This is a genomic window from Amycolatopsis sp. NPDC003676 (assembly GCF_053587275.1).
This window is the reverse complement of sequence record NZ_JBSFNS010000146.1, coordinates 1-17,336: the sequence shown is the minus strand read 5'-3', so window position 1 is coordinate 17,336 and position 17,336 is coordinate 1. Positions and strand designations below refer to the sequence as shown.

At 68.7% G+C, this 17,336-nt stretch carries 18 protein-coding genes and 1 pseudogene; 7 read left to right on the top strand and 12 right to left on the bottom strand.

The window, feature by feature from the left end; translation table 11 throughout:
* A pseudogene (locus ACWDNU_RS41105) lies at window positions 1-231 on the bottom strand (alpha/beta hydrolase); the annotation flags it as partial.
* 108 nt (window positions 232-339) lie between these two features.
* On the opposite strand from ACWDNU_RS41105, the gene ACWDNU_RS41100 reads away from it, so the two are divergent.
* Window positions 340-963 (top strand): TetR/AcrR family transcriptional regulator, encoded by a 624-nt coding sequence (locus tag ACWDNU_RS41100; protein ID WP_067585865.1) that lies wholly within the window; start codon window positions 340-342, stop codon window positions 961-963.
* 4 nt (window positions 964-967) lie between these two features.
* Window positions 968-1,642: an alpha/beta fold hydrolase gene (locus tag ACWDNU_RS41095; RefSeq protein ID WP_449672823.1), complete on the top strand. Its 675-nt coding sequence runs from the start codon at window positions 968-970 to the stop codon at window positions 1,640-1,642.
* A 1-nt stretch (window position 1,643) separates the two neighbouring features.
* Here the strand turns inward: ACWDNU_RS41095 and ACWDNU_RS41090 are convergent, their stop codons facing one another.
* From ACWDNU_RS41090 to ACWDNU_RS41080, 3 genes are all read right to left on the bottom strand, one after another.
* Complete coding sequence (locus ACWDNU_RS41090; RefSeq protein WP_449672822.1) at window positions 1,644-3,224, bottom strand: hypothetical protein; 1,581 nt, start codon at window positions 3,222-3,224, stop codon at window positions 1,644-1,646.
* Between the two features lie 163 nt (window positions 3,225-3,387).
* Entirely contained in the window at window positions 3,388-4,290 is a 903-nt protein-coding gene (locus ACWDNU_RS41085) for an alpha/beta fold hydrolase (protein ID WP_449672821.1), read from the bottom strand.
* Window positions 4,287-5,195, bottom strand: coding sequence for an AurF N-oxygenase family protein (locus tag ACWDNU_RS41080; RefSeq protein WP_067586114.1), 909 nt, complete (start codon window positions 5,193-5,195; stop codon window positions 4,287-4,289). Before ACWDNU_RS41080 ends, ACWDNU_RS41085 begins: the two co-directional genes overlap by 4 nt.
* Window positions 5,196-5,296: 101 nt before the next feature.
* On the opposite strand from ACWDNU_RS41080, the gene ACWDNU_RS41075 reads away from it, so the two are divergent.
* On the top strand, window positions 5,297-6,076 hold the full coding sequence (locus ACWDNU_RS41075) for a TetR/AcrR family transcriptional regulator (protein WP_370940249.1): 780 nt from the start codon (window positions 5,297-5,299) through the stop codon (window positions 6,074-6,076).
* A gap of 14 nt (window positions 6,077-6,090) precedes the next feature.
* Window positions 6,091-6,414, top strand: coding sequence for a DUF4873 domain-containing protein (locus ACWDNU_RS41070; protein ID WP_370940250.1), 324 nt, complete (start codon window positions 6,091-6,093; stop codon window positions 6,412-6,414).
* 86 nt (window positions 6,415-6,500) lie between these two features.
* Here ACWDNU_RS41070 and ACWDNU_RS41065 read toward each other — a convergent pair whose 3' ends face one another.
* On the bottom strand, window positions 6,501-6,731 hold the full coding sequence (locus tag ACWDNU_RS41065) for a DUF3107 domain-containing protein (RefSeq protein WP_009072973.1): 231 nt from the start codon (window positions 6,729-6,731) through the stop codon (window positions 6,501-6,503).
* Between the two features lie 103 nt (window positions 6,732-6,834).
* Window positions 6,835-7,518 carry a ferritin-like fold-containing protein gene (locus ACWDNU_RS41060; protein ID WP_182894358.1) on the bottom strand — a complete coding sequence of 228 codons (684 nt, stop codon included), beginning with the start codon at window positions 7,516-7,518 and terminating at the stop codon, window positions 6,835-6,837.
* A gap of 503 nt (window positions 7,519-8,021) precedes the next feature.
* Here ACWDNU_RS41060 and ACWDNU_RS41055 point away from each other — a divergent pair.
* Window positions 8,022-9,620, top strand: a complete 1,599-nt coding sequence (locus ACWDNU_RS41055; RefSeq protein WP_449672825.1) for a DEAD/DEAH box helicase — start codon at window positions 8,022-8,024, stop codon at window positions 9,618-9,620.
* An 885-nt stretch (window positions 9,621-10,505) separates the two neighbouring features.
* Entirely contained in the window at window positions 10,506-11,867 is a 1,362-nt protein-coding gene (locus tag ACWDNU_RS41050) for an Rv3212 family protein (RefSeq protein ID WP_449672824.1), read from the top strand.
* Between the two features lie 5 nt (window positions 11,868-11,872).
* Here ACWDNU_RS41050 and ACWDNU_RS41045 read toward each other — a convergent pair whose 3' ends face one another.
* The 6 genes from ACWDNU_RS41045 to ACWDNU_RS41020 all read right to left on the bottom strand — a co-directional run bounded on the left by ACWDNU_RS41045 (window position 11,873) and on the right by ACWDNU_RS41020 (window position 16,410).
* On the bottom strand, window positions 11,873-12,097 hold the full coding sequence (locus ACWDNU_RS41045; RefSeq protein ID WP_449672820.1) for a hypothetical protein: 225 nt from the start codon (window positions 12,095-12,097) through the stop codon (window positions 11,873-11,875).
* A gap of 1,042 nt (window positions 12,098-13,139) precedes the next feature.
* Window positions 13,140-13,988, bottom strand: a complete 849-nt coding sequence (locus ACWDNU_RS41040) for a RecB family exonuclease (protein WP_182894660.1) — start codon at window positions 13,986-13,988, stop codon at window positions 13,140-13,142.
* A 93-nt stretch (window positions 13,989-14,081) separates the two neighbouring features.
* Complete coding sequence (locus tag ACWDNU_RS41035) at window positions 14,082-14,711, bottom strand: MarC family protein (RefSeq protein ID WP_182894360.1); 630 nt, start codon at window positions 14,709-14,711, stop codon at window positions 14,082-14,084.
* 1 nt (window position 14,712) lies between these two features.
* Complete coding sequence (locus ACWDNU_RS41030) at window positions 14,713-15,576, bottom strand: PHP domain-containing protein (RefSeq protein ID WP_370940254.1); 864 nt, start codon at window positions 15,574-15,576, stop codon at window positions 14,713-14,715.
* A gap of 65 nt (window positions 15,577-15,641) precedes the next feature.
* Entirely contained in the window at window positions 15,642-16,202 is a 561-nt protein-coding gene (locus ACWDNU_RS41025; protein ID WP_009072960.1) for a PH domain-containing protein, read from the bottom strand.
* Between the two features lie 22 nt (window positions 16,203-16,224).
* Window positions 16,225-16,410: a hypothetical protein gene (locus tag ACWDNU_RS41020; RefSeq protein WP_009072958.1), complete on the bottom strand. Its 186-nt coding sequence runs from the start codon at window positions 16,408-16,410 to the stop codon at window positions 16,225-16,227.
* Window positions 16,411-16,577: 167 nt separating this feature from the next.
* On the opposite strand from ACWDNU_RS41020, the gene ACWDNU_RS41015 reads away from it, so the two are divergent.
* Window positions 16,578-16,979 (top strand): NUDIX hydrolase, encoded by a 402-nt coding sequence (locus tag ACWDNU_RS41015; RefSeq protein WP_449672819.1) that lies wholly within the window; start codon window positions 16,578-16,580, stop codon window positions 16,977-16,979.
* Window positions 16,980-17,336 lie beyond the last annotated feature (357 nt).

Below are 17,336 nucleotides of genomic sequence, written 5' to 3'. Positions count from 1 at the left end.
CGCGGCGAGGTCGGTCCAGTTCGTGGACGATCCGCCGAGCCCGTGCACGTACACCGCGGGCGTGCCGTCGGGACCGGGCGTGTGCCGGATGTGCAAGCCGTCTTCGACCGTTCCCGGCCAGGCTGGCAGCGCCCCGTCGAGCGGCGGAAGGGGCGTAGTCGACAATGGCACGTGGGTCACCGGCGGGCGGACCGCCGCCGCGGCCGTGGGGCGGGAGGTCGTGGTCGTCACGAGTCCAGGATGCCTGACCCTTGGCATTTCGGGCGTACCCACGAGTAATGTCAGGTTCACTTCACGCGGTGGTGAACCCGCCCGGCGAAGGCTGCGGACGGAGGAAGAATGACGGAGATGGCGCGACTGCAACGAGGCGTCCGGTTGCCAAGGACCGAGCGCCGGGCCCAGTTGCTGACAGCCGCGCAGCGCGTCTTCGCCGAGCACGGCTACCACGCGGCGGCGATGGACGAGATCGCCGAAGAGGCCGGCGTCAGCAAGCCGGTGCTCTACCAGCACTTCCCCGGCAAGCTCGACCTGTACATCGCGCTGCTGGAAAGCCACGTCGACGACCTCGTCGGCCGCGTGCAGGGCGCGCTGAACTCCACCAGCGACAACCGCCAGCGCGTCCCGGCGACGGTCGGCGCGTTCTTCGACTTCGTGAACAACGACGCGGGCGCGTTCCGCATGGTCTTCGAATCCGACCTGCGCGGCGAGCCCGCCGTGCAGGAGGCGGTGGACCGCGCGACCTCGGCCAGCGTCGAGGCCATCACCGAGACGATCACCTCCGACGCCGGGCTGGACGAGGAGAAAGCTCGCCTGCTGGCGGTCGGCCTGGTCGGGATGAGCCAGGTCAGCGCGCGCTACTGGCTGCAGCACAACCAGTCGATGAGCCGCGAGGACGCCGTGGCGCTCACCGCGAACCTCGCCTGGCGCGGCATCGGCGGCGGTTTCCCGCTCAAGGACAACTGACTCCGTGCCCGTCGTGGCGGTGCCGGGCACGCTCTGCAGCCCGCGAATCTACGCACCGCTGGCCGCCGCACTGCCGGACGAACTGGACGCGGTCGACTGGATGACCGCGCCAGGTCCGTGGCGGATCGAAGACATCGCGGCGCGAGTCGCCTCGCGAATCGAGCAGCACGGCGGTCCGGTCACCTTGATCGGGCATTCCACCGGCGGCTGTATTGCGACGGTCGTCGCGGCCACCCGGCCGGATCTGGTGTCCGGGCTGCTGCTCGCGAACACCGGCGCGCACATGCGCGGCCACGGCGACGTCGACCGGATCCTCACCACGATCGCCTCCGCCTGGGGTCCTGACCTGCACGCGGGCGTGCTCGACCGGTCCTTCGCCGTCCCGTTGCCGCCGGACCTGCGCGCCGAACTGCTCGCCTACGCCGCCCGCATCCCGGCCGAAGCCGCGCTGGAAGTCCTGACGAGCCAACGGGATCTGGACCTCACGCCGCGGCTGGCGTCGATTCGCTGCCCGGTCACGGTGCTGCACGGAATTCACGACCGGGCCCGCACTCTCGCTGACGCTCAGCACCTCGTCGACCATCTGCCGGACAGCGAACTCGTCACCGTCGAGACCGGGCACTCCCCGATCTGGGAAGACGTCCCGGCCACCGTCGCCGCGCTCGAACGGCTCCGCTAGCTCACTCGCGCGGTTTTCGCTGGCGTGGCACCGATCTGGCTGCCCCGGGCAGTTCGACCAGCAGCTGCTCGAGATGGTCCGGCAGCGCGCCGCGCGGATCGGTCAGCCAGGCGTCGGATTTGCTTCGCCGGGACGGTTGTTCCCCGTCGGACAACAAGGCGACGTAACAGCCGTAGTCGATGGCGAACCCGTCGTAGAGCGTTCCCGGCCGCTTTCGGCTGACGATGCCGCGCCGCACCAAATGGACGAGCCGGGCGTCGTACAGATCGCGCATCGCCGGATCGTGGGCGCCACCAGTGTGTTCGAGCAGGAAAGTCCGAGAACGCCGACGGCCGACCACCTCGTCGACGAGCCACCGCAGCAGCGTCAAAGCTGGTTCGTTTCCGGTGATCGCGGCGTATTTGTCGCGCAGATACCAATCTTGCGCCGCCTGCCGCACGTGCCGGATCCCGATGGTCGCGGTGTTCGCGTGCTGCGCGGCCAACGCGGCGATGTTGATCGCGTCCCGGGGCACGCCTTCGGCCGCGCGCACGAGTTCGGGAAACGCGGTGCGGCTGAACGCGGTGGCCACGAATTCCGCCGGATCGTCGGTCACCGGCATCCGCGGTCGTACGTGATTGAGGAACAGCTCGGCGAAAAACTGTCTCGACTGGCTTCGGCCGTGGTCGAACAGGAGCACGTCGTCGAAGCTGACCGCGGAGGCCGCGTCCGCGCCGACCTCGATGCCGACGTAGTCGCCTTCCCGTCCTGGTTCGCGGAACCGGGACCGGCGTTCCATCGCCGCGATCTTGACCGTCGCCCCGCGCGTCGGGAGCACGCTGCGGCGCAGCAGATCCGCCAGCAACGGTTGCAGCTCAAGGGGAATCGCACTCCACTCGTCCAGCAGCAACCACAGCCGAGCCGGTGCCAGCGCCGCCGTGATCCGCGCCAGCGCCCGGCTGAGCGGCCCGAAGATGACCTGGTGATGCTCGATTCCGGTGCGCCGCAACCGATCCGAAGCCGTCACCGAATGCCGGCTGCTCCCCGACATCGTCACCTGACCGCGCGGACCACCCGGCCCCCAGGACGCGGAAGCGCCCGCACCAGTTGACTTCTCCGCGGATCCCCCGACGGTCGTCTCCCGTTCGACATTGCCGACGACCTCGACCGTCGTCGCCGCCTCGGTCAGCTCGTCCAAGCCCTGCAGCAGGTCTTCCTGGTCCGAAACCCTGGTCTCGATCGCCGTGGTCAGCAGCTGCTCGTGCACCGCTTCCAGCGTGTCGACCAGCAGCTGCGTGCCGCGAAGCGATACCGGCAGCTGCTGATTCGCGTACAGGCCACTAGTGGAACCGATCGTGCGCAAATCCAGATATACCGCGACATCGTGGGTCTCTTCGACCAGATCGGCCAAGTACAGCAAGGCATGCGTCTTACCGGTTCCGCGGCGGCCGTACAGGATCTGATGATCCGCGGAATGCAGCATCGCCGAGAACGACCCGGCCACCACGAAGGTTTTGGCCAGCGTATGCCGGTCCACGCTTTCCGCTCGCCGGGAAATCGCCATCAGGCTCCGGTTGACGTGCGCGCTCAGCGGCTGGCCCATGCCCGTCCTGTTCCGTCGGCGACATCCCAGCCACCCAGCGTGACATCGCCGGGCGGCCGGGAACAGCCGACAGTCAGGTACGAGCGCGAAAGAGGCGAACGCGCACGGTTACGAATGTGTGGCTCTCGTGAGTGTTTATGCCGGTTCTAACCGGCATAAACACTCACGAGACGCGCAACAAGGCTCCGATCCGGGTCGCGACCTCGCCCGCCCGCTCCTGCGGCAGCATGTGCCCAGCACCGGGAAAACGGACAAACTCCGCGTCCGGCAGCTCCTCCGCGATCACCTTCGCGTGCGGAAGCGGGCAAAGCCGGTCCTTCTCCCCCGCCAGCACCACGGACGGGGTACCGCGCAAAGTCGCCAGCGCGACGCGGCGGTCATGCGTCGAAATCGCGTCCTGGAACGCGCCGAGGCTCGCCGGATGCGCGCACAACAGCTGATCCGCCACGAGCCGCAGATCCGCGCGGCGCGGGTGGTCGCCGAAAACGAGGAACCGCGCGCCCGAACGCACCATCGCCGGGCTCAACGGCAGCCGCTCGCCTTTGCGGTGCGACAACGCTTTCGCCAGCCGACGTTCGAACCGTGCGGAGAACTGGCCCGCCATTCCGGGCAGCCCCAACGTGATCCGGTCCATCTGCCCGGACGACGTCGCCACGAACGCCGTCCCGACGACCCGGTCGCGGACCAGTTCGGGATGCCGCTCGGCCAGCGCCATGATGGTCATGCCGCCCATCGAATGCCCGGCGAGCACCAGCGGACCTGAGGGCACACGGGCCGCGATCAGCTCGGCCAGATCGTCGGCCAGGCGCGGAATCGTCCCGGTTTCCTTGGTGGCGGCCGCGGAACCGCCGTGTCCGCGCAGGTCGTAGCGCAGCGTCCGGACGCCAGGCCCGAGGTGGTCCATGACGCCGTCCCACGTGCGGTGGTCCTGCGTCCAGCCGTGCACCAGCACCAGTGTCACCGCGGCATCAGCCGGGCCGCTCATTTCGACGTGCAGCGCACAGCCGTCGCTGGTCACAAACCGATGCTCCCGCGCCGGATTGCGCAGCCGCTCAACGGTAGTCACTTGCCCTCCGGAAGCAGGAAAGACTTGCGCCAGAACGGTTTCCCTGGCAACCCGACCAGACCGGACTCCTGCAGGAACGGCATGATCTTCTCCCCCGCCCACGCGATCGTCGCGCGCCAGTGCGGGTTGTTCAGCGCCGTCTCGACGCCCTCGCGCGGCCGGATCCCGACCGCCTTGTAGACGTTCGGGTTGATGAACGCCCGCGTCACGAAGTACGAGATCAGCGCGATGCTGAACTGCTGGTAGGCGACCTCCGCACGGCCGAGTTTCGCCATCCCGCGAGTGACTTCCTCGCGGGCGAAGGTGACGTGCCGCGCCTCCTCCAGCACGTGGATCCGGTTCACCATCCGCACCAGCGGCTGGATCTCCTCGTCGTTCATCTGCTCGCGCTGCAGCCGGTCGAGCACCTCCTCGGCGACCAGGATCGCGCCGTAGCGCGCCGGGCCGTAGGAAATGGTCGGCATCAGCTTCGCGAACTGCCGCAGCACCGGCACCGGACCGTAGGTCGGGCAGCCGATCCGCGCGGACATCCGCGCGAACATCGTGGAGTGCCGGCATTCGTCGGCGATCTCGGTGAGCGCGAACTGCGCGTGCGCCGTCGTCGGGTCCTGTTCGTAGACCTCCTTGAGCAGCATCTGCATCAGGAGGATTTCGAACCACAGCCCGGTGGTCGCGATGCTGGCCATCTCGTGTTTGCCCAGCTCGATCCGCTGCTCCGGGCTCAGCCGGTCCCAGAGCGGGGTGCCGTACAGCGACGAGCGCTCCGGCAGGATGTACCGCTTGCCCTCCACGAGGGGCGCGTCCCAGTCGATGTCGACGTCCGGGTCGTAGAACTTGTTCGCCGCCGACTTCAGCAACCGCTGTGCCGTCGCCTCCCGGTCGGTCACCTTGAGCGTCCGCGTCATCATCAGCCCCTTCCAGCGCCTGACTCGCCGTTGAATCGAGAAGCCGCGTCCCGCTGTCGCCGCAGAACATGTAACCTGCGGTAACAGTTACCTCTGGTAGCATGACCTTCGTGATCGAACGTGTCAAGCGCTCCAGCAAGCAGTCCGGCAAGCAGGCAGCCGACACCGAACCGAGCACCGGGGACGCCCGCCGCGACCGCTGGCGCAAGCACCGCATCGCCCGCCGCGCGGAGTTCGTCGAGGCCGCTCTGCGCGCGCTCGACGCGCACGGTCCAGACCTCGGCATGGAGGACGTCGCGGCGGAAGCAGGCGTCACGAAACCCGTGCTGTACCGGCATTTCGAGGACAAGGCCGACCTGTACGTCGCACTCGGCCAGCGCGGCACGGAGATCCTTTTCGAACGGCTGATCCCGGCGATCAACGCGGAACTCGCGCCGGTGCCTCGGATCCGGATGGCGCTCGACTCGTTCTTCGGCGTCATCGAAGAACACCCGAACCTGTACCGCTTGCTGGCACACGGCGGACTGCCGGGCAAAACCACCGATTCGGACGTCGTCGCGGAGGACAAAGAGGTCATCGCGACCGCGCTGACCGCGCTGCTCGGCGACTACATGCGGATGTTCAACATGGACTCCGGCGCGGCCGAACCGTGGGCGCACGGGATCGTCGGCATGGTCCAGAGCACCGGCGAATGGTGGCTGGACCGGCGCTCGATGGGCCGCGATTCGGTGGTCGAGTACCTCACCCAGATCATCTGGGCGGCGATCGACGGGCTCACCCGCCAGCAAGGCGTGGTGATCGACCCGAACCTGCCGCTCGAGGAGAACAAGGTCGTCCAGCTCGGACGCACCGAAGACGAGTCGGACAGCGACGCAGGCTGACGAGAGGACCCCGGATGAGCGACGACGAAGACGGCTACACGGGCTCGGCGACGCTGGTCGTCGACGGCACGGAAATCACCGCGGACGTCGATCTGCGCGGCTATTTCCAGCCGATCGACGGGTATTACCACTGGTACGGCCGCGTCGCCGCGGACCCGAAGCTGGCCGAGACGGTCGGCGGACGCAAGAAGGCCTGCGAGGTGCGGGTCGGCGAGCACACCGCCGAGGGCGAACTGTCCGATCCGGACCCGTGGGGCCGCTACCGGCTCACCGGCACGTCCACGCCGCCGTTCGCGGTCCCGAAGACGCTGGCCGAGGTCGAAGAGGCCACCGCCTGACCGGTCCCCAAAAGTCGTGAAGGGCCCCTTGAAGGAATCAGATTCCCTCAAGGGGCCCTTCACGGACCTCTGAAGCTCGGCTGGGCTCAGTCGCCGACGCCGAAGCCGACCTTGCGGACGTCGGACGGGGCGATCTCGACGTATGCGATGCGGTCGGACGGGACCAGGTACTTGCGGCCCTTCTCGTCGTTGAGGCGGAAGAGCCCGTCACCGGCCGTCAGGGCCTCGGCGACCAGCTTCTCCACCTCTTCGGGAGTCTGGCCACTGGACACCACCAGCTCGCGCGGCGTGTCCTTGATGCCGATCTTGACCTCCACGTGGGACCTCCGCTGAAAACTCGTTGTGACTACGCCCGGCAAGGCTAACCGAAGCGGGCCGCCCCGGTGGCGTGCGACCAGCAGGTGATTCGCGACCACTCGCTCAGCCCAGCCCCAGCGCCTGCATGCGCTTGGTGTGCCCTTGCTGCAACCGGCGGAACAGCGCGCCGATTCCCGCGAGATCGCCGGAACCCGCGACGATGAGTTCGGCCAGGCCATCGCGTTCGGCCACCACGTATTGCGCCTGGGTAAGCGCCTCGCCGAGCAGCCGCCGTCCCCACAGCGCGAGCTTGTCGCGGGCCTTCGGATCGGCCTTGATCCCGGCCGCGACTTCGCGCTCGGCGAACGCCGAATGCCCGGTGTCGGCGAGCACGGTCAGCACCAGGTCCTTGGTCTCGGGGTCGAGCCAGCTCGCGATCTCGCGGTAGAGATCGGCCGCGAGCCCGTCCCCGACATACGCCTTGACCAGCGATTCCAGCCACGACTTGGGCCGGGTGGAGCCGTGCCACGCGTCCACTTGCGACACGAACGGGGCCATCGCGTCCTCGACCGCGACGCCGTTCGCGGCCAGATGCTTCGTCAGCAGATCGAGGTGCCCGATCTCGGCGGCCGCCATCGACGCGAGCGCGGCGCGGCCGGCGAGCGTCGGCGCGCTGCGGGCGTCCTCGGCCATCCGGTCGAACGCGGACAGTTCCAGGTAGGCGATCACGCCGAGCAGGTCGACGACGCCTTCGCTGATCGCGGGCGGGGAGGTCGGGGGCGCGGCAGCTTCAGCGGGGTCGGTCACGGCGACGAGGGTATCGCCGAACCGCAGGCCCGCGCCGCGAAGAGACCGATCCCACGCCGCGCCGCCGCGCCCGGTATTCCCCGGAAAACACCTGACCAGGTACAGTGGGATCGGATAAACAGAGCTTCGCCGCGCCGGACCGGCTTTTTCCGAGAGGTCCCTGGAGCGGCGGGAACCAGGCGAGCGGCCGGTGCCACCAGGGCGACCGGGGTTCGCCGCAAGTGTGCGTGCACGCCTCCTAGCGGCATTCCCGGGAGGGCGGCTCCGGCACCACTGGCCTCCAGCAGACGAGGCCGCAGGTGCGAGTCAGGCCCCCGGTCGAGTGTCGAGTGACAACCGGCCTGTGCGCGCTGGTCACGAGAGAGGCGATCACCCTGACCGCAGAACAGTCCACAACCGAACAGACCGAACCCGCGCAGGCCACCGCCGCTGTCGCCCTCGAGCACAGCGAAAACGGACCGGCCGCGCTGGACACGTCGCACCCGCTGCAGGCCGGTGCCCCGGTGGCCGAGGAGTCGCCGACGTTCGCGTCGTTCGGTGTGAAACCCGAAATCGTCAAAGCGCTCGGCGAAGCCGGAATCGAGCGCACCTTCGCCATCCAGGCGCTGACCCTTCCGCTCGCCATGGCCGGCGACGACCTCATCGGCCAGGCCCGCACCGGCATGGGCAAGACGCTCGGCTTCGGCGTCCCGCTGCTGCACCGCGTGCAGGTGCCCGGCGACGGCACCCCGCAGGTGCTGGTCGTGGTCCCGACGCGCGAGCTGTGCATCCAGGTCGCGAACGACCTGAAGGGCGCCGGGAAGCACCTCGGCATCCGCACGCTGGCGATCTACGGCGGACGGCCGTACGAGCCGCAGATCGAGGCGCTGCGCAAGGGTGTCGACGTCGTCATCGGCACGCCAGGGCGGCTCCTCGACCTCGCCGAGCAGCAGCACCTGGTGCTCGGCAAGATCCGCGGGCTCGTCCTCGACGAGGCCGACGAGATGCTGGACCTGGGCTTCCTGCCGGACATCGAGCGGATCCTCCGGATGGTGCCGGACGAGCGGCAGACCATGCTGTTCTCCGCCACGATGCCGGGCCCGATCATCACGCTCGCGCGCACGTTCCTGAACCAGCCCACGCACATCCGGGCCGAGGAGAACGACGCCGGCGCGATCCACGAGCGCACCTCGCAGTTCGTCTACCGGGCGCACTCGATGGACAAGACGGAGCTGATCGCGCGGGCGCTGCAGGCCGAAGGCCGCGGGCTCACGATGATCTTCAGCCGCACCAAGCGCACCGCCCAGAAGATCGCCGACGACCTGGTGGAACGCGGTTTCGCGGCCGCCGCCGTGCACGGCGACCTCGGCCAGGGCGCGCGTGAGCAGGCGCTGCGCGCGTTCCGCTCGGGCAAGGTCGACGTCCTGGTGGCGACGGACGTCGCGGCGCGGGGCATCGACATCGACGACGTCACGCACGTGATCAACTACCAATGCCCCGAGGACGAGAAGACCTACGTCCACCGCATCGGCCGAACCGGCCGCGCGGGTCGCACGGGTGTCGCGATCACTCTCGTCGACTGGGACGAGGAACCGCGCTGGAAGCTGATCTCGGACACGCTGAACCTGGATCTGGCGGAGCCGATGGAGACGTACTCGTCGTCGCCGCACCTGTTCAGCGACCTGGGCATTCCCGAGGGCACGAAGGGCCGCCTGCCGCTGTCGAAGCGCACGCGGGCCGGCCTGGCCGCCGAAAAGGAGGAAGACCTGGGCGGCAAGCGCCGGGGCCGTCGCGGCTCTGCTGGGCCTTCTTCTGATGAGGAAGCGCCGCGCAAGCGCAACCGCGCCCCGCGCAAGCGAACCCGCGGTGGCGCCCGCTCGGCCGCGGCGATCGAAGCCGCTGACGCCGCCGCCCCGGCCTCCTCGGGTTCGGACCAGCAGGAAGACCGCCCCCGGTCGCGCCGCCGCACCCGCTCGGGCGCGGACGCGACCGGCCCGGCGACGTCCACCGGCAACGCCACCCCCGCGACGACGTCCGACTCCGGAGAAACCGGAGACCGCCCGGCACGCCGCCGCCGTCGCCGTCGTCCGTCCGCATCTGATACACCTGCGTCGGCAGACTGAGCGACACACCGGGGAGTCAGTTACGTGAACGACCACGGGAACGGCGAAACGCCCCCCGAACCTGGATCGAACGTAGCGGGCACTCCCGCGAATCCCGACGAACGCCCCCGGCCGGACCTTCCGGCCGGGGTGCCCGTCTCGGATGAGGACGCTGGTTCGTCGCCGGATGCTTCGGGTGCTGCAGGCGGTGACGAGTCGGCTAAGACTGCGTCTGCGGGCCTGAACCCGTCGGCTACGGACGCCGATCTGCCGGCTCCCGGGGGCTCGGCCGAGAAGTCTTCAGCCGAACTTGCTTCAGCGGCTGGGAACCCGGTCTCGCCGACCTCCAGCAGCCAAACTGACGCGGCTTCTGCTGAGCCAGCCGAGGCCGCTCCAGGCTCCGATGTGCCAGCCACCGGCAACGTTTCCGCTGCTGGCTCGGCCGTTTCCGGCTCACCGGCCACCGGCCCCGCAACACCAGCCATCGGCAACATTTCCGCCGCTGGCTCAGCCTTTTCCAGCTCACCGGCCACCAGCAACGCTTCCGCCGCTGGCTCAGCCGTCTCCAACTCACCAGCCACCGGCCCCGCAACACCAGCCACCGAACAGGCTTCCGCCGAGGCAGCTGCAAGCTCCGCCACGCCAGCGACCGGCGACTCCGCCGGAAACACCTCCGCATCAGCCGCTTCGCAGGCCGCAGGCCCCGGCGCGCCAGCCTCCGGCGACTCCGCCGCATCAGCCATGCCCGGCTCGCAGGCCGCAGGCCCCGGCGCGCCTGCCACCGGCGACTCCGCCGCATCAACCATGCCCGGCTCGCAGACCGCAGGCCCTGTCGCGGCAACCACCGAACAGGCTTCCGCCGAGCCACCCGCGTCGGCCCCCCGGCACGCAGGCCCCAACGCCCCGATCCCGCCGGTCACTCCCGAGGAGCAAACCGGCCCGATCGCGCGCGTCACGGACGCCGGGGTCGCCAGCACCCCCGCCGAGCCCTACGGTTCCGAAAACCTCCTCCCCCGCCGATCCTCGACGAATCCCGTTGCGACGCCAGGAAAAGCCCGCCGCTCGCCGTGGAACCGAGGGCGCGACCGCATGATCGCGGGCGCGATTGTCGTGGTGGTCGCAGTGGTCGCCGCGATCGTCGCGGCCACGAGCGACAACCTGCACACCAGCCGCGCCCTGGCGGATCAGCCGCACGCCCTCCCCGCGCCGCCGTCCGTGGTGCCTGGATCGATGACGCAGCTGTGGCAAGCGCCGAGCTCCGCGACACCGATCCCGATCGGACAGTCCGACACCGTCACCACCGCGGACGGCAGCGAGGTCGCCGGCCGCGATCCGCTCACCGGGCAGATCCGCTGGCACTACACCCGCGAAAACCTGCAACTGTGCACTGTGGACGCTGCCTGGGGCCGCGTGAACGCCGTGTACCACAAGACAATGGGCTGCAGCGAGGTCACTCAGCTCGACCCCGCGACCGGCCGCATCACCGCCCAGCGCAACGGCGACGCCGAACTGGGCACCCGCCTCGTCAGCGACGGCAGCCACGTCACGACCACCGGCAAACATCTCCTCGACACGTGGCGCGACGATCTCGTGAAGAGCATGGAGTACGGCAAAGTCCCGTTCCTGCAAAATGCGAACAAGCAACCGCGCCCCAACTGCACTTACGGAACCGTAGCAGTGGGCGCCGACAAAATCGGCGTGATCGAACGCTGCCCCGGCGACCGTACGGATCGCCTGACCGTCTACAAGGCGACCGCCGAGCACGAGGACGAACCGAAGGTCACCTACACCGCCCTGCTCGCAGGCAAGCGGGCCCGGGTCGTCGCGATGTCGGGCGACCTCACCGGCGTCCTGTTGCCGGATCAGAAGCTGTACGTCGTCTACGGCGCGGACGGCTCGCAAAAAGCCGCCTACCCCATGGATCTCCCCGCGTCGGACGTAGCGAATGAGCCGGTCGGCGGCACCGAAGCGACGACCCGCACCGCAGCCGGGATCTATTGGTACACCGGCTCGAAAACCGTCGCCCTGTCCCGAGACGACCTCTCGCCCCGCTGGACCCTGGACGGCACGCTCGGCCCCGGGATCACCTTCGCGACCCAGTTGGTAGTCCCCATCCGCGGCGGCCTGGCCGTGCTGAACGAAGAGAACGGCGCAACGCTGCGCACAGTCGGCGTCGACCGCGGCGCCTACGCGGGTCCGATCCGCCTCACCGCGCTAGGCCCGGTGCTGCTGGAACAACGCGGCCCGACCGTCGCTGCTCTTCGCTGAGCGCCTCAAAACCACCACAACACGCCGAACGCCACCCCCGCGACGACCAGCACCCCAGCCCCCGCCAACGCCGCCACCTTCCCGACCCGACGGTCGGCGATCCGTTGCAGCGCAAGCACAATCACCGCTGCCACCGGATGCCCGACGAGCTTGAGCACTCCCGGCCCGGACGCGCCGTTCACGAGACACAACACGCCGACGACCAGCACCCCGACGGCCAGGACTGCCATTCCAGCGGCGACCGAACCGGTGAACCCTCGCCACCACCTTCCACGGGGTTTGGGCCTCGCGGATGGTTCGATGTGCGCGGGTGCCGCTGATGCTTCATCGCCGCCGGGTGCGCTGTCTGACTCGGGTGTTTCGTGGATAACCGCGGCCGCGCGGCTCACATCGGTACTGTTGGCCGACGCCGGATCATGCATAACCGCAGCAGCGCCCACCTCGGCATTACCGGCAGACGCCGAGCCATGCATAACCGCGGCATCACTCGACGTCGAGTGATAGCCAACCTCTGCGCCATCGCTCACGACGCGCCCGTTTGCCGCCGAATCATGCATAACCGCAGCAGCACGCCCCGCCGCCACACGACTGCCCGCCGCCCCGCGCAGTGCCTCGCCGCGACCGGCAGCCGAGCAATCTTCCACCGTCGCGCCGTTTGAAGTCGCGCCATCATTCCTGCTCGCACTGTCGATGCGACCAGGAGCCGCGCCACGCGGCTCGGCGCTGTTGGCCGATGCTGAGTCATGGATAACCGCGTTCCCACCGTGCGCGAGACCTTCGACCGCAGGCGGGTCATGCACAACCGCAGAGTGACCCACCCTCGGGTCATGCGCGGCTTCTGCACCATCGAGCACCGTAGCGTTGTCCTCCCGCGACAACCCCCGCGACGCCACTGCCGCGCGCTTCTCCACCGCAGAACCAGCCCCAGCGCAGTCCTCGCTCGCACGGCCGCCGTCCGCGGTCGCGCCACCGCGCGCAACGGCACCGTCTCCGTTCAGGCTCGCGGTGTTGCGCGCATCCGAGCCATCGCTGTCCGCACGGCCGTTTCCCGCGTGAGCATCGGCGTCCTCAGCACGACGTCCGTCGCGAATCCCGCCCTGTTCAGCGGCAAGATCCGTTGTCACAGCAGCAAAATCCTTCCTCGCTACCCCGCGAATCCCCGACCCGCCACCAGCAGCACCGCGGCCCCGCGCACTAGCCGCACGGCGAGCCGTTTTCTCCATCTCCGGTGACGCCACGTTCCTCGGGTCCCATCCACGTCTCGGGAAATCCCTACGGCGCAAGCAAATCCCACGGCTGCGCGGCAGGAGCGGTCTGCTGTCCCGCCACGCAGCTCGGGCGGAAGTCGCACCATGCGCAGCGGCGGTCGGGGCGGGCGGGGAACAGCGTGTCTCCATCACCGCCAGCGTCCAGGGTATCCGCTGCCAACCGCAAATCTCCGGCGGTCTCCTCGGCGCGTTCCAAGTGCCGCTTCAAGGTTTCCGGTGTGTGTTCCGCCGCGGCGATCGTGCCGGACGGCAAATGGTGCAACTCGACCTTCGTGCACGGCATCCGCAAAGTGCGCGTCGCGGCTACGGCGTACATCGCCAAAGCCTGGGAAGCGCGGGCCTCGTGTTCGTCGGGTGCTCGGCGGCCGGTTTTGTAGTCCACGATCACCAGTTCGCCGCCGCGCTGGTCGATGCGGTCGGCCCTGCCTTCGATGATCATCGTGGGGCGGCCGCCGGTGGTGCTGACCGGGGCGGAGACCCAGCGTTCCAATCCCACCGGATCGTCGCTGACGTCGTTGTCCTCTACGTACTCCGCGACCCAGCCCTTCGCTCGCGCCCGGTAGCGCGCGGCCTGGTCGTCGTCCGCGAAACCGGCGTCCTTCCAGTGCTCGGACACCAGCGCGATCCCGCGCTGCGGCGTCCGTTTCGCCACTGGCAGGTCGAAAAGCGCCCGCAACGCGTTGTGCACCACCGCGCCCAGCGTGCTGTGCGCCCACGGCCCGGTGCGCTGCGGCGTCGGCCGGTCGAGATAAGCCAGCCGGTACCGGCGCGGGCAATCGTCAAAGGTGCTCAGCCGCGCCGGCGACACCTTGGTGAGCCGTTGCGGTTGCTCGACGCCGAAGTCGAACCCCATCTGTTCTTTCACGCCGCCCCCTTCCATCGACGCCCACGCTACGCACCCCCACCGACACTTTCCGGCGTGGCCCCGGCGCGACCCCGGCCCGGGCTAGCCGCCGGCGATGAAGCCCTGCACCGAATTCGCGACCAGCTCCACCGCGATCGCGGCGAGCAGCAGGCCGGCGATCTTCGCCAGGAGCGTGATGCCGCTTTCCTTGATCAGCCGGATGACCACGCCGGAGAACCGCATGCAGGTGTACAGCACGAAATGCACGGTCACGATCGCCAGCGCCAGCGCGATGTACGCGCCCAGATGACCGTCGGCCTGGCGGACGAACACGATGGTCGCCGCGATCGCGCCAGGACCGGCCAGCAGCGGCGTACCAAGGGGAACGAGGGCGACGTTGACGTCCTCAGCCGCCTCGGGCTCGTTGCTGCCCGCGTTGCCGGTGAGCAGCTGCAACGCGATCAGCAACAGCAGCAGCCCGCCCGCACCCTGAAGCGCGGGGATCCCGATCCCCAGATACGCCAGGATCGCCTGCCCGGCCACCGCGAACAGCGAGATGACCAGCAGCGACACCAGCACCGCCTGCCGGGCCGCTTTCACCCGCGTCGCCATCGGTTTGCGGCCGACCAGACTGAGGAACACCGGCACCGTGCCCGGCGGGTCCATGATCACGACGAGGGTGATCGTCGCGCTCATGAAGAGCTTCGCGTCGAAGAAATCCGAGACGGCCATCTCAGCCCTTCACCACTTGGAAGCCGGTCGCCCGCCCCACCAATTCCTCCAGCTGGTCCGGTTCGGTCGTTTCCTGGCCGAGCCCGATGGTCTTGTTCGTGCCGTGATAGTCGCTGGACCCGGTGCGGATCAGGCCCAGCTCGTCGGCCAGCTCGCGGGTGCGCGCCCGGGTCGCCGGATCGTGGTTGGGATGGTTGACCTCGACGCCGGTCAGTCCGCGAGCCGTCAGATCGCGCAGGGTGTCCTCGCTGATCGTCGCGCCGCGGCTGAAGGCGAAGGGGTGCGCGATCACGGTAACCCCGCCGGCCGCGGTGACCATGTCAATCGCTTCCTCGACCGGAGTGTCGCGGCGCGCGACGTAGTAGCCGCGGCGGCTGTGCAGGTAGTCGCCGAAAGCCTCGTCGACGGAGCTGACCAGACCGGCCCGGACGAGCGCCTGCGCGAGGTGCGGCCGCCCCGCGGGCGAATCCTCGGGCAGCAGGCTCAGGATTTCGTCGGCGTCGACCGGGAGGCCGTCGGCGGCCATCCGCTCGGCCATCCGCCGCAACCGGGTGCGCCGTTCGACGCGCAGCCGCGTCTGTTCCGCGACGATCGCGGGCGCGGTCGGGTCGAAGAGGTACGCGAGCAGGTGCACGCTGATCTCGTAACCGGTGTCCGGGTCGATCGAGACCGTCGACAGCTCCGCACCGGGCACGAGCGTCATCCCGGCGGGCAGGGCGGCGGCGGCCGGTTCCCAGCCCGCGGTGGTGTCGTGGTCGGTGATCGCGACGACGTCGAGACCGGCACGCGCGGCAGCGCCGACGAGCTCGGCAGGGCTGTCGGTACCGTCGGAGGCCGTGGAGTGGGCGTGCAGGTCGATGCGCATCGGACCTATTCTCGACGATGCGCTGCGTCACCTCGGCGCCGGGACCAGTGCCGACGCGCCCGGGGTCAGCCGACCGGCTTCTTGCCCCGCGCCGCGCGCTGTGCCTTGATCATCGAGAACCGTTCGGCCTGCTTCTGCTTGTCGCCGAACACGAGCTCGGAGATCGTGTCGTAGAACTCCTCGGGCCGCGGCAGGTAGTCGATCCGGTTCAGCGCCTGGATCTGGCCCGCCGATTCGACGACCATCGTTCCGTAGCCCAGCATCCGGCCCCAGGCCGAACGCTGGTAGGTGAGGTCGGTGACCTTGCTGATCGGCATCATCAGCACCTTGGTGGTGAAGACGCCGGTGGTCATCACGAACCGTTTGTCGGTGACGACTAGCCGTTCGACCCACCATTCGATGATCACGTAGGCGAACCGCAGCACCACCGCCAGCGCGACGTACCAGAGGATGTTCTGCACCACCCACATCGAGGGCGGCAGCAGATACGACACCAGCACGCACACGATCAGCAGCGCGGCTGCTTCGAACGTGTCCCAGAGGAGCACCGCCCAGTGGCGGCGGATCCGGATGACCCGCCGCTCGGTGTCGAGGAGGTACTCGTCAGGGTCGCGTGGCGCGAACATAGTCCGAGGGTATCCCCTGCCGTCAGTGGAAGACGTTGCTGACGAACGTGATCACCGATTCGGCCGAGCTGCGGAGGAACTCAACAATGTTGCTGACAAGTCCCGCAGCATGTCCCGGCTGGGCGATCACGAAGAACAGCACCAACGCGATACCCACGAGTCCCGCAAGCTTCTTCGCGTTCACAGCGATCAATCCCGTCTCTTCCATGACACCCGGAAAACTGACTTTCTACGTTGTACCGCACTGACCACCCACGCGGGAGGAAAGTCCCGCGCATGGGTCAGCCAGCCGCTCGAAGTGTACCGTACGGCTACTCTCCGTGTACAGGTTCCTGAACGCTAGGGGGCGCGGCCGGGGTCGGCTACCTTCGCGGGATGGACCATCTCGAACGCTGCGTCGGCGGCATTGTGTTCGACGACCAGGGCAGACTCCTGCTCATCCGGCGCGCGAACGATCCAGGGAAAGGCCAGTGGTCGCTGCCCGGCGGACGCGTGGAACCGGGCGAAACGGACCACGAAGCGGTGGTCCGGGAACTCCGCGAAGAGACCGGACTGGACGTGAGACCGCACACATTGGCCGGGTCCGTCGTCCGCGGGGTCTACGACATCCACGACTACGAATGCACGTGGACCGGCGGAATCCTCACCGCGGGCGACGACGCCACCGACGCGCGGTGGGTCAACTCGGCCGAACTGGTCAATTTAGACGAAGCGGGCCACCTGGTGGACCAGCTCCTGATAACCCTGCGTGACTGGAATGAGTTGCCCGCCGCGTAACTCAGAGCGGTTATTTACGCATTGCCGACGACGGCGTCCGCGATTCGGAACGGATTGCGGAGTTGTCGGAAAGTTTCCCCATCGTTCAAGCATCCGCGATGAGCACGGAAAATGCGCGGAACGCGTATTCGATATCGCCGGACGCGCATCGGTTCGGGCATCGCAACCAGCTCGGAGCACTGTGACTGATGGGGTGAATGTGACACAGGTTACGCAGGGTGCGGAGGGGGGTCGTGAGTGGCGATCACGGTTCTAACCGGGATAGGCACTCACGACAAAAAACAAGGGAACCACGGGAAACACCAACCCCGGGGGGCCCGCCCCGCCCCCCCCCCCGGCCCCGGGGTGGTAAGGGAG

Excerpts from the sequence above, each read along its gene's own strand:
- ACWDNU_RS41075 (WP_370940249.1), top strand. The coding sequence starts at position 5,297 with ATGACCTTCGTGATCGAACGTGTCAAGCGCTCCAGCAAGCAGTCCGGC.
- ACWDNU_RS41100 (WP_067585865.1), top strand. The coding sequence starts at position 340 with ATGACGGAGATGGCGCGACTGCAACGAGGCGTCCGGTTGCCAAGGACC.
- ACWDNU_RS41045 (WP_449672820.1), bottom strand. The coding sequence starts at position 12,097 with ATGGCAGTCCTGGCCGTCGGGGTGCTGGTCGTCGGCGTGTTGTGTCTC.
- ACWDNU_RS41035 (WP_182894360.1), bottom strand. The coding sequence starts at position 14,711 with ATGGCCGTCTCGGATTTCTTCGACGCGAAGCTCTTCATGAGCGCGACG.
- ACWDNU_RS41040 (WP_182894660.1), bottom strand. The coding sequence starts at position 13,988 with ATGGGGTTCGACTTCGGCGTCGAGCAACCGCAACGGCTCACCAAGGTG.
- ACWDNU_RS41025 (WP_009072960.1), bottom strand. The coding sequence starts at position 16,202 with ATGTTCGCGCCACGCGACCCTGACGAGTACCTCCTCGACACCGAGCGG.
- ACWDNU_RS41090 (WP_449672822.1), bottom strand. The coding sequence starts at position 3,224 with ATGGGCCAGCCGCTGAGCGCGCACGTCAACCGGAGCCTGATGGCGATT.
- ACWDNU_RS41070 (WP_370940250.1), top strand. The coding sequence starts at position 6,091 with ATGAGCGACGACGAAGACGGCTACACGGGCTCGGCGACGCTGGTCGTC.
- ACWDNU_RS41020 (WP_009072958.1), bottom strand. The coding sequence starts at position 16,410 with ATGGAAGAGACGGGATTGATCGCTGTGAACGCGAAGAAGCTTGCGGGA.
- ACWDNU_RS41030 (WP_370940254.1), bottom strand. The coding sequence starts at position 15,576 with ATGCGCATCGACCTGCACGCCCACTCCACGGCCTCCGACGGTACCGAC.
- ACWDNU_RS41015 (WP_449672819.1), top strand. The coding sequence starts at position 16,578 with ATGGACCATCTCGAACGCTGCGTCGGCGGCATTGTGTTCGACGACCAG.
- ACWDNU_RS41080 (WP_067586114.1), bottom strand. The coding sequence starts at position 5,195 with ATGACGCGGACGCTCAAGGTGACCGACCGGGAGGCGACGGCACAGCGG.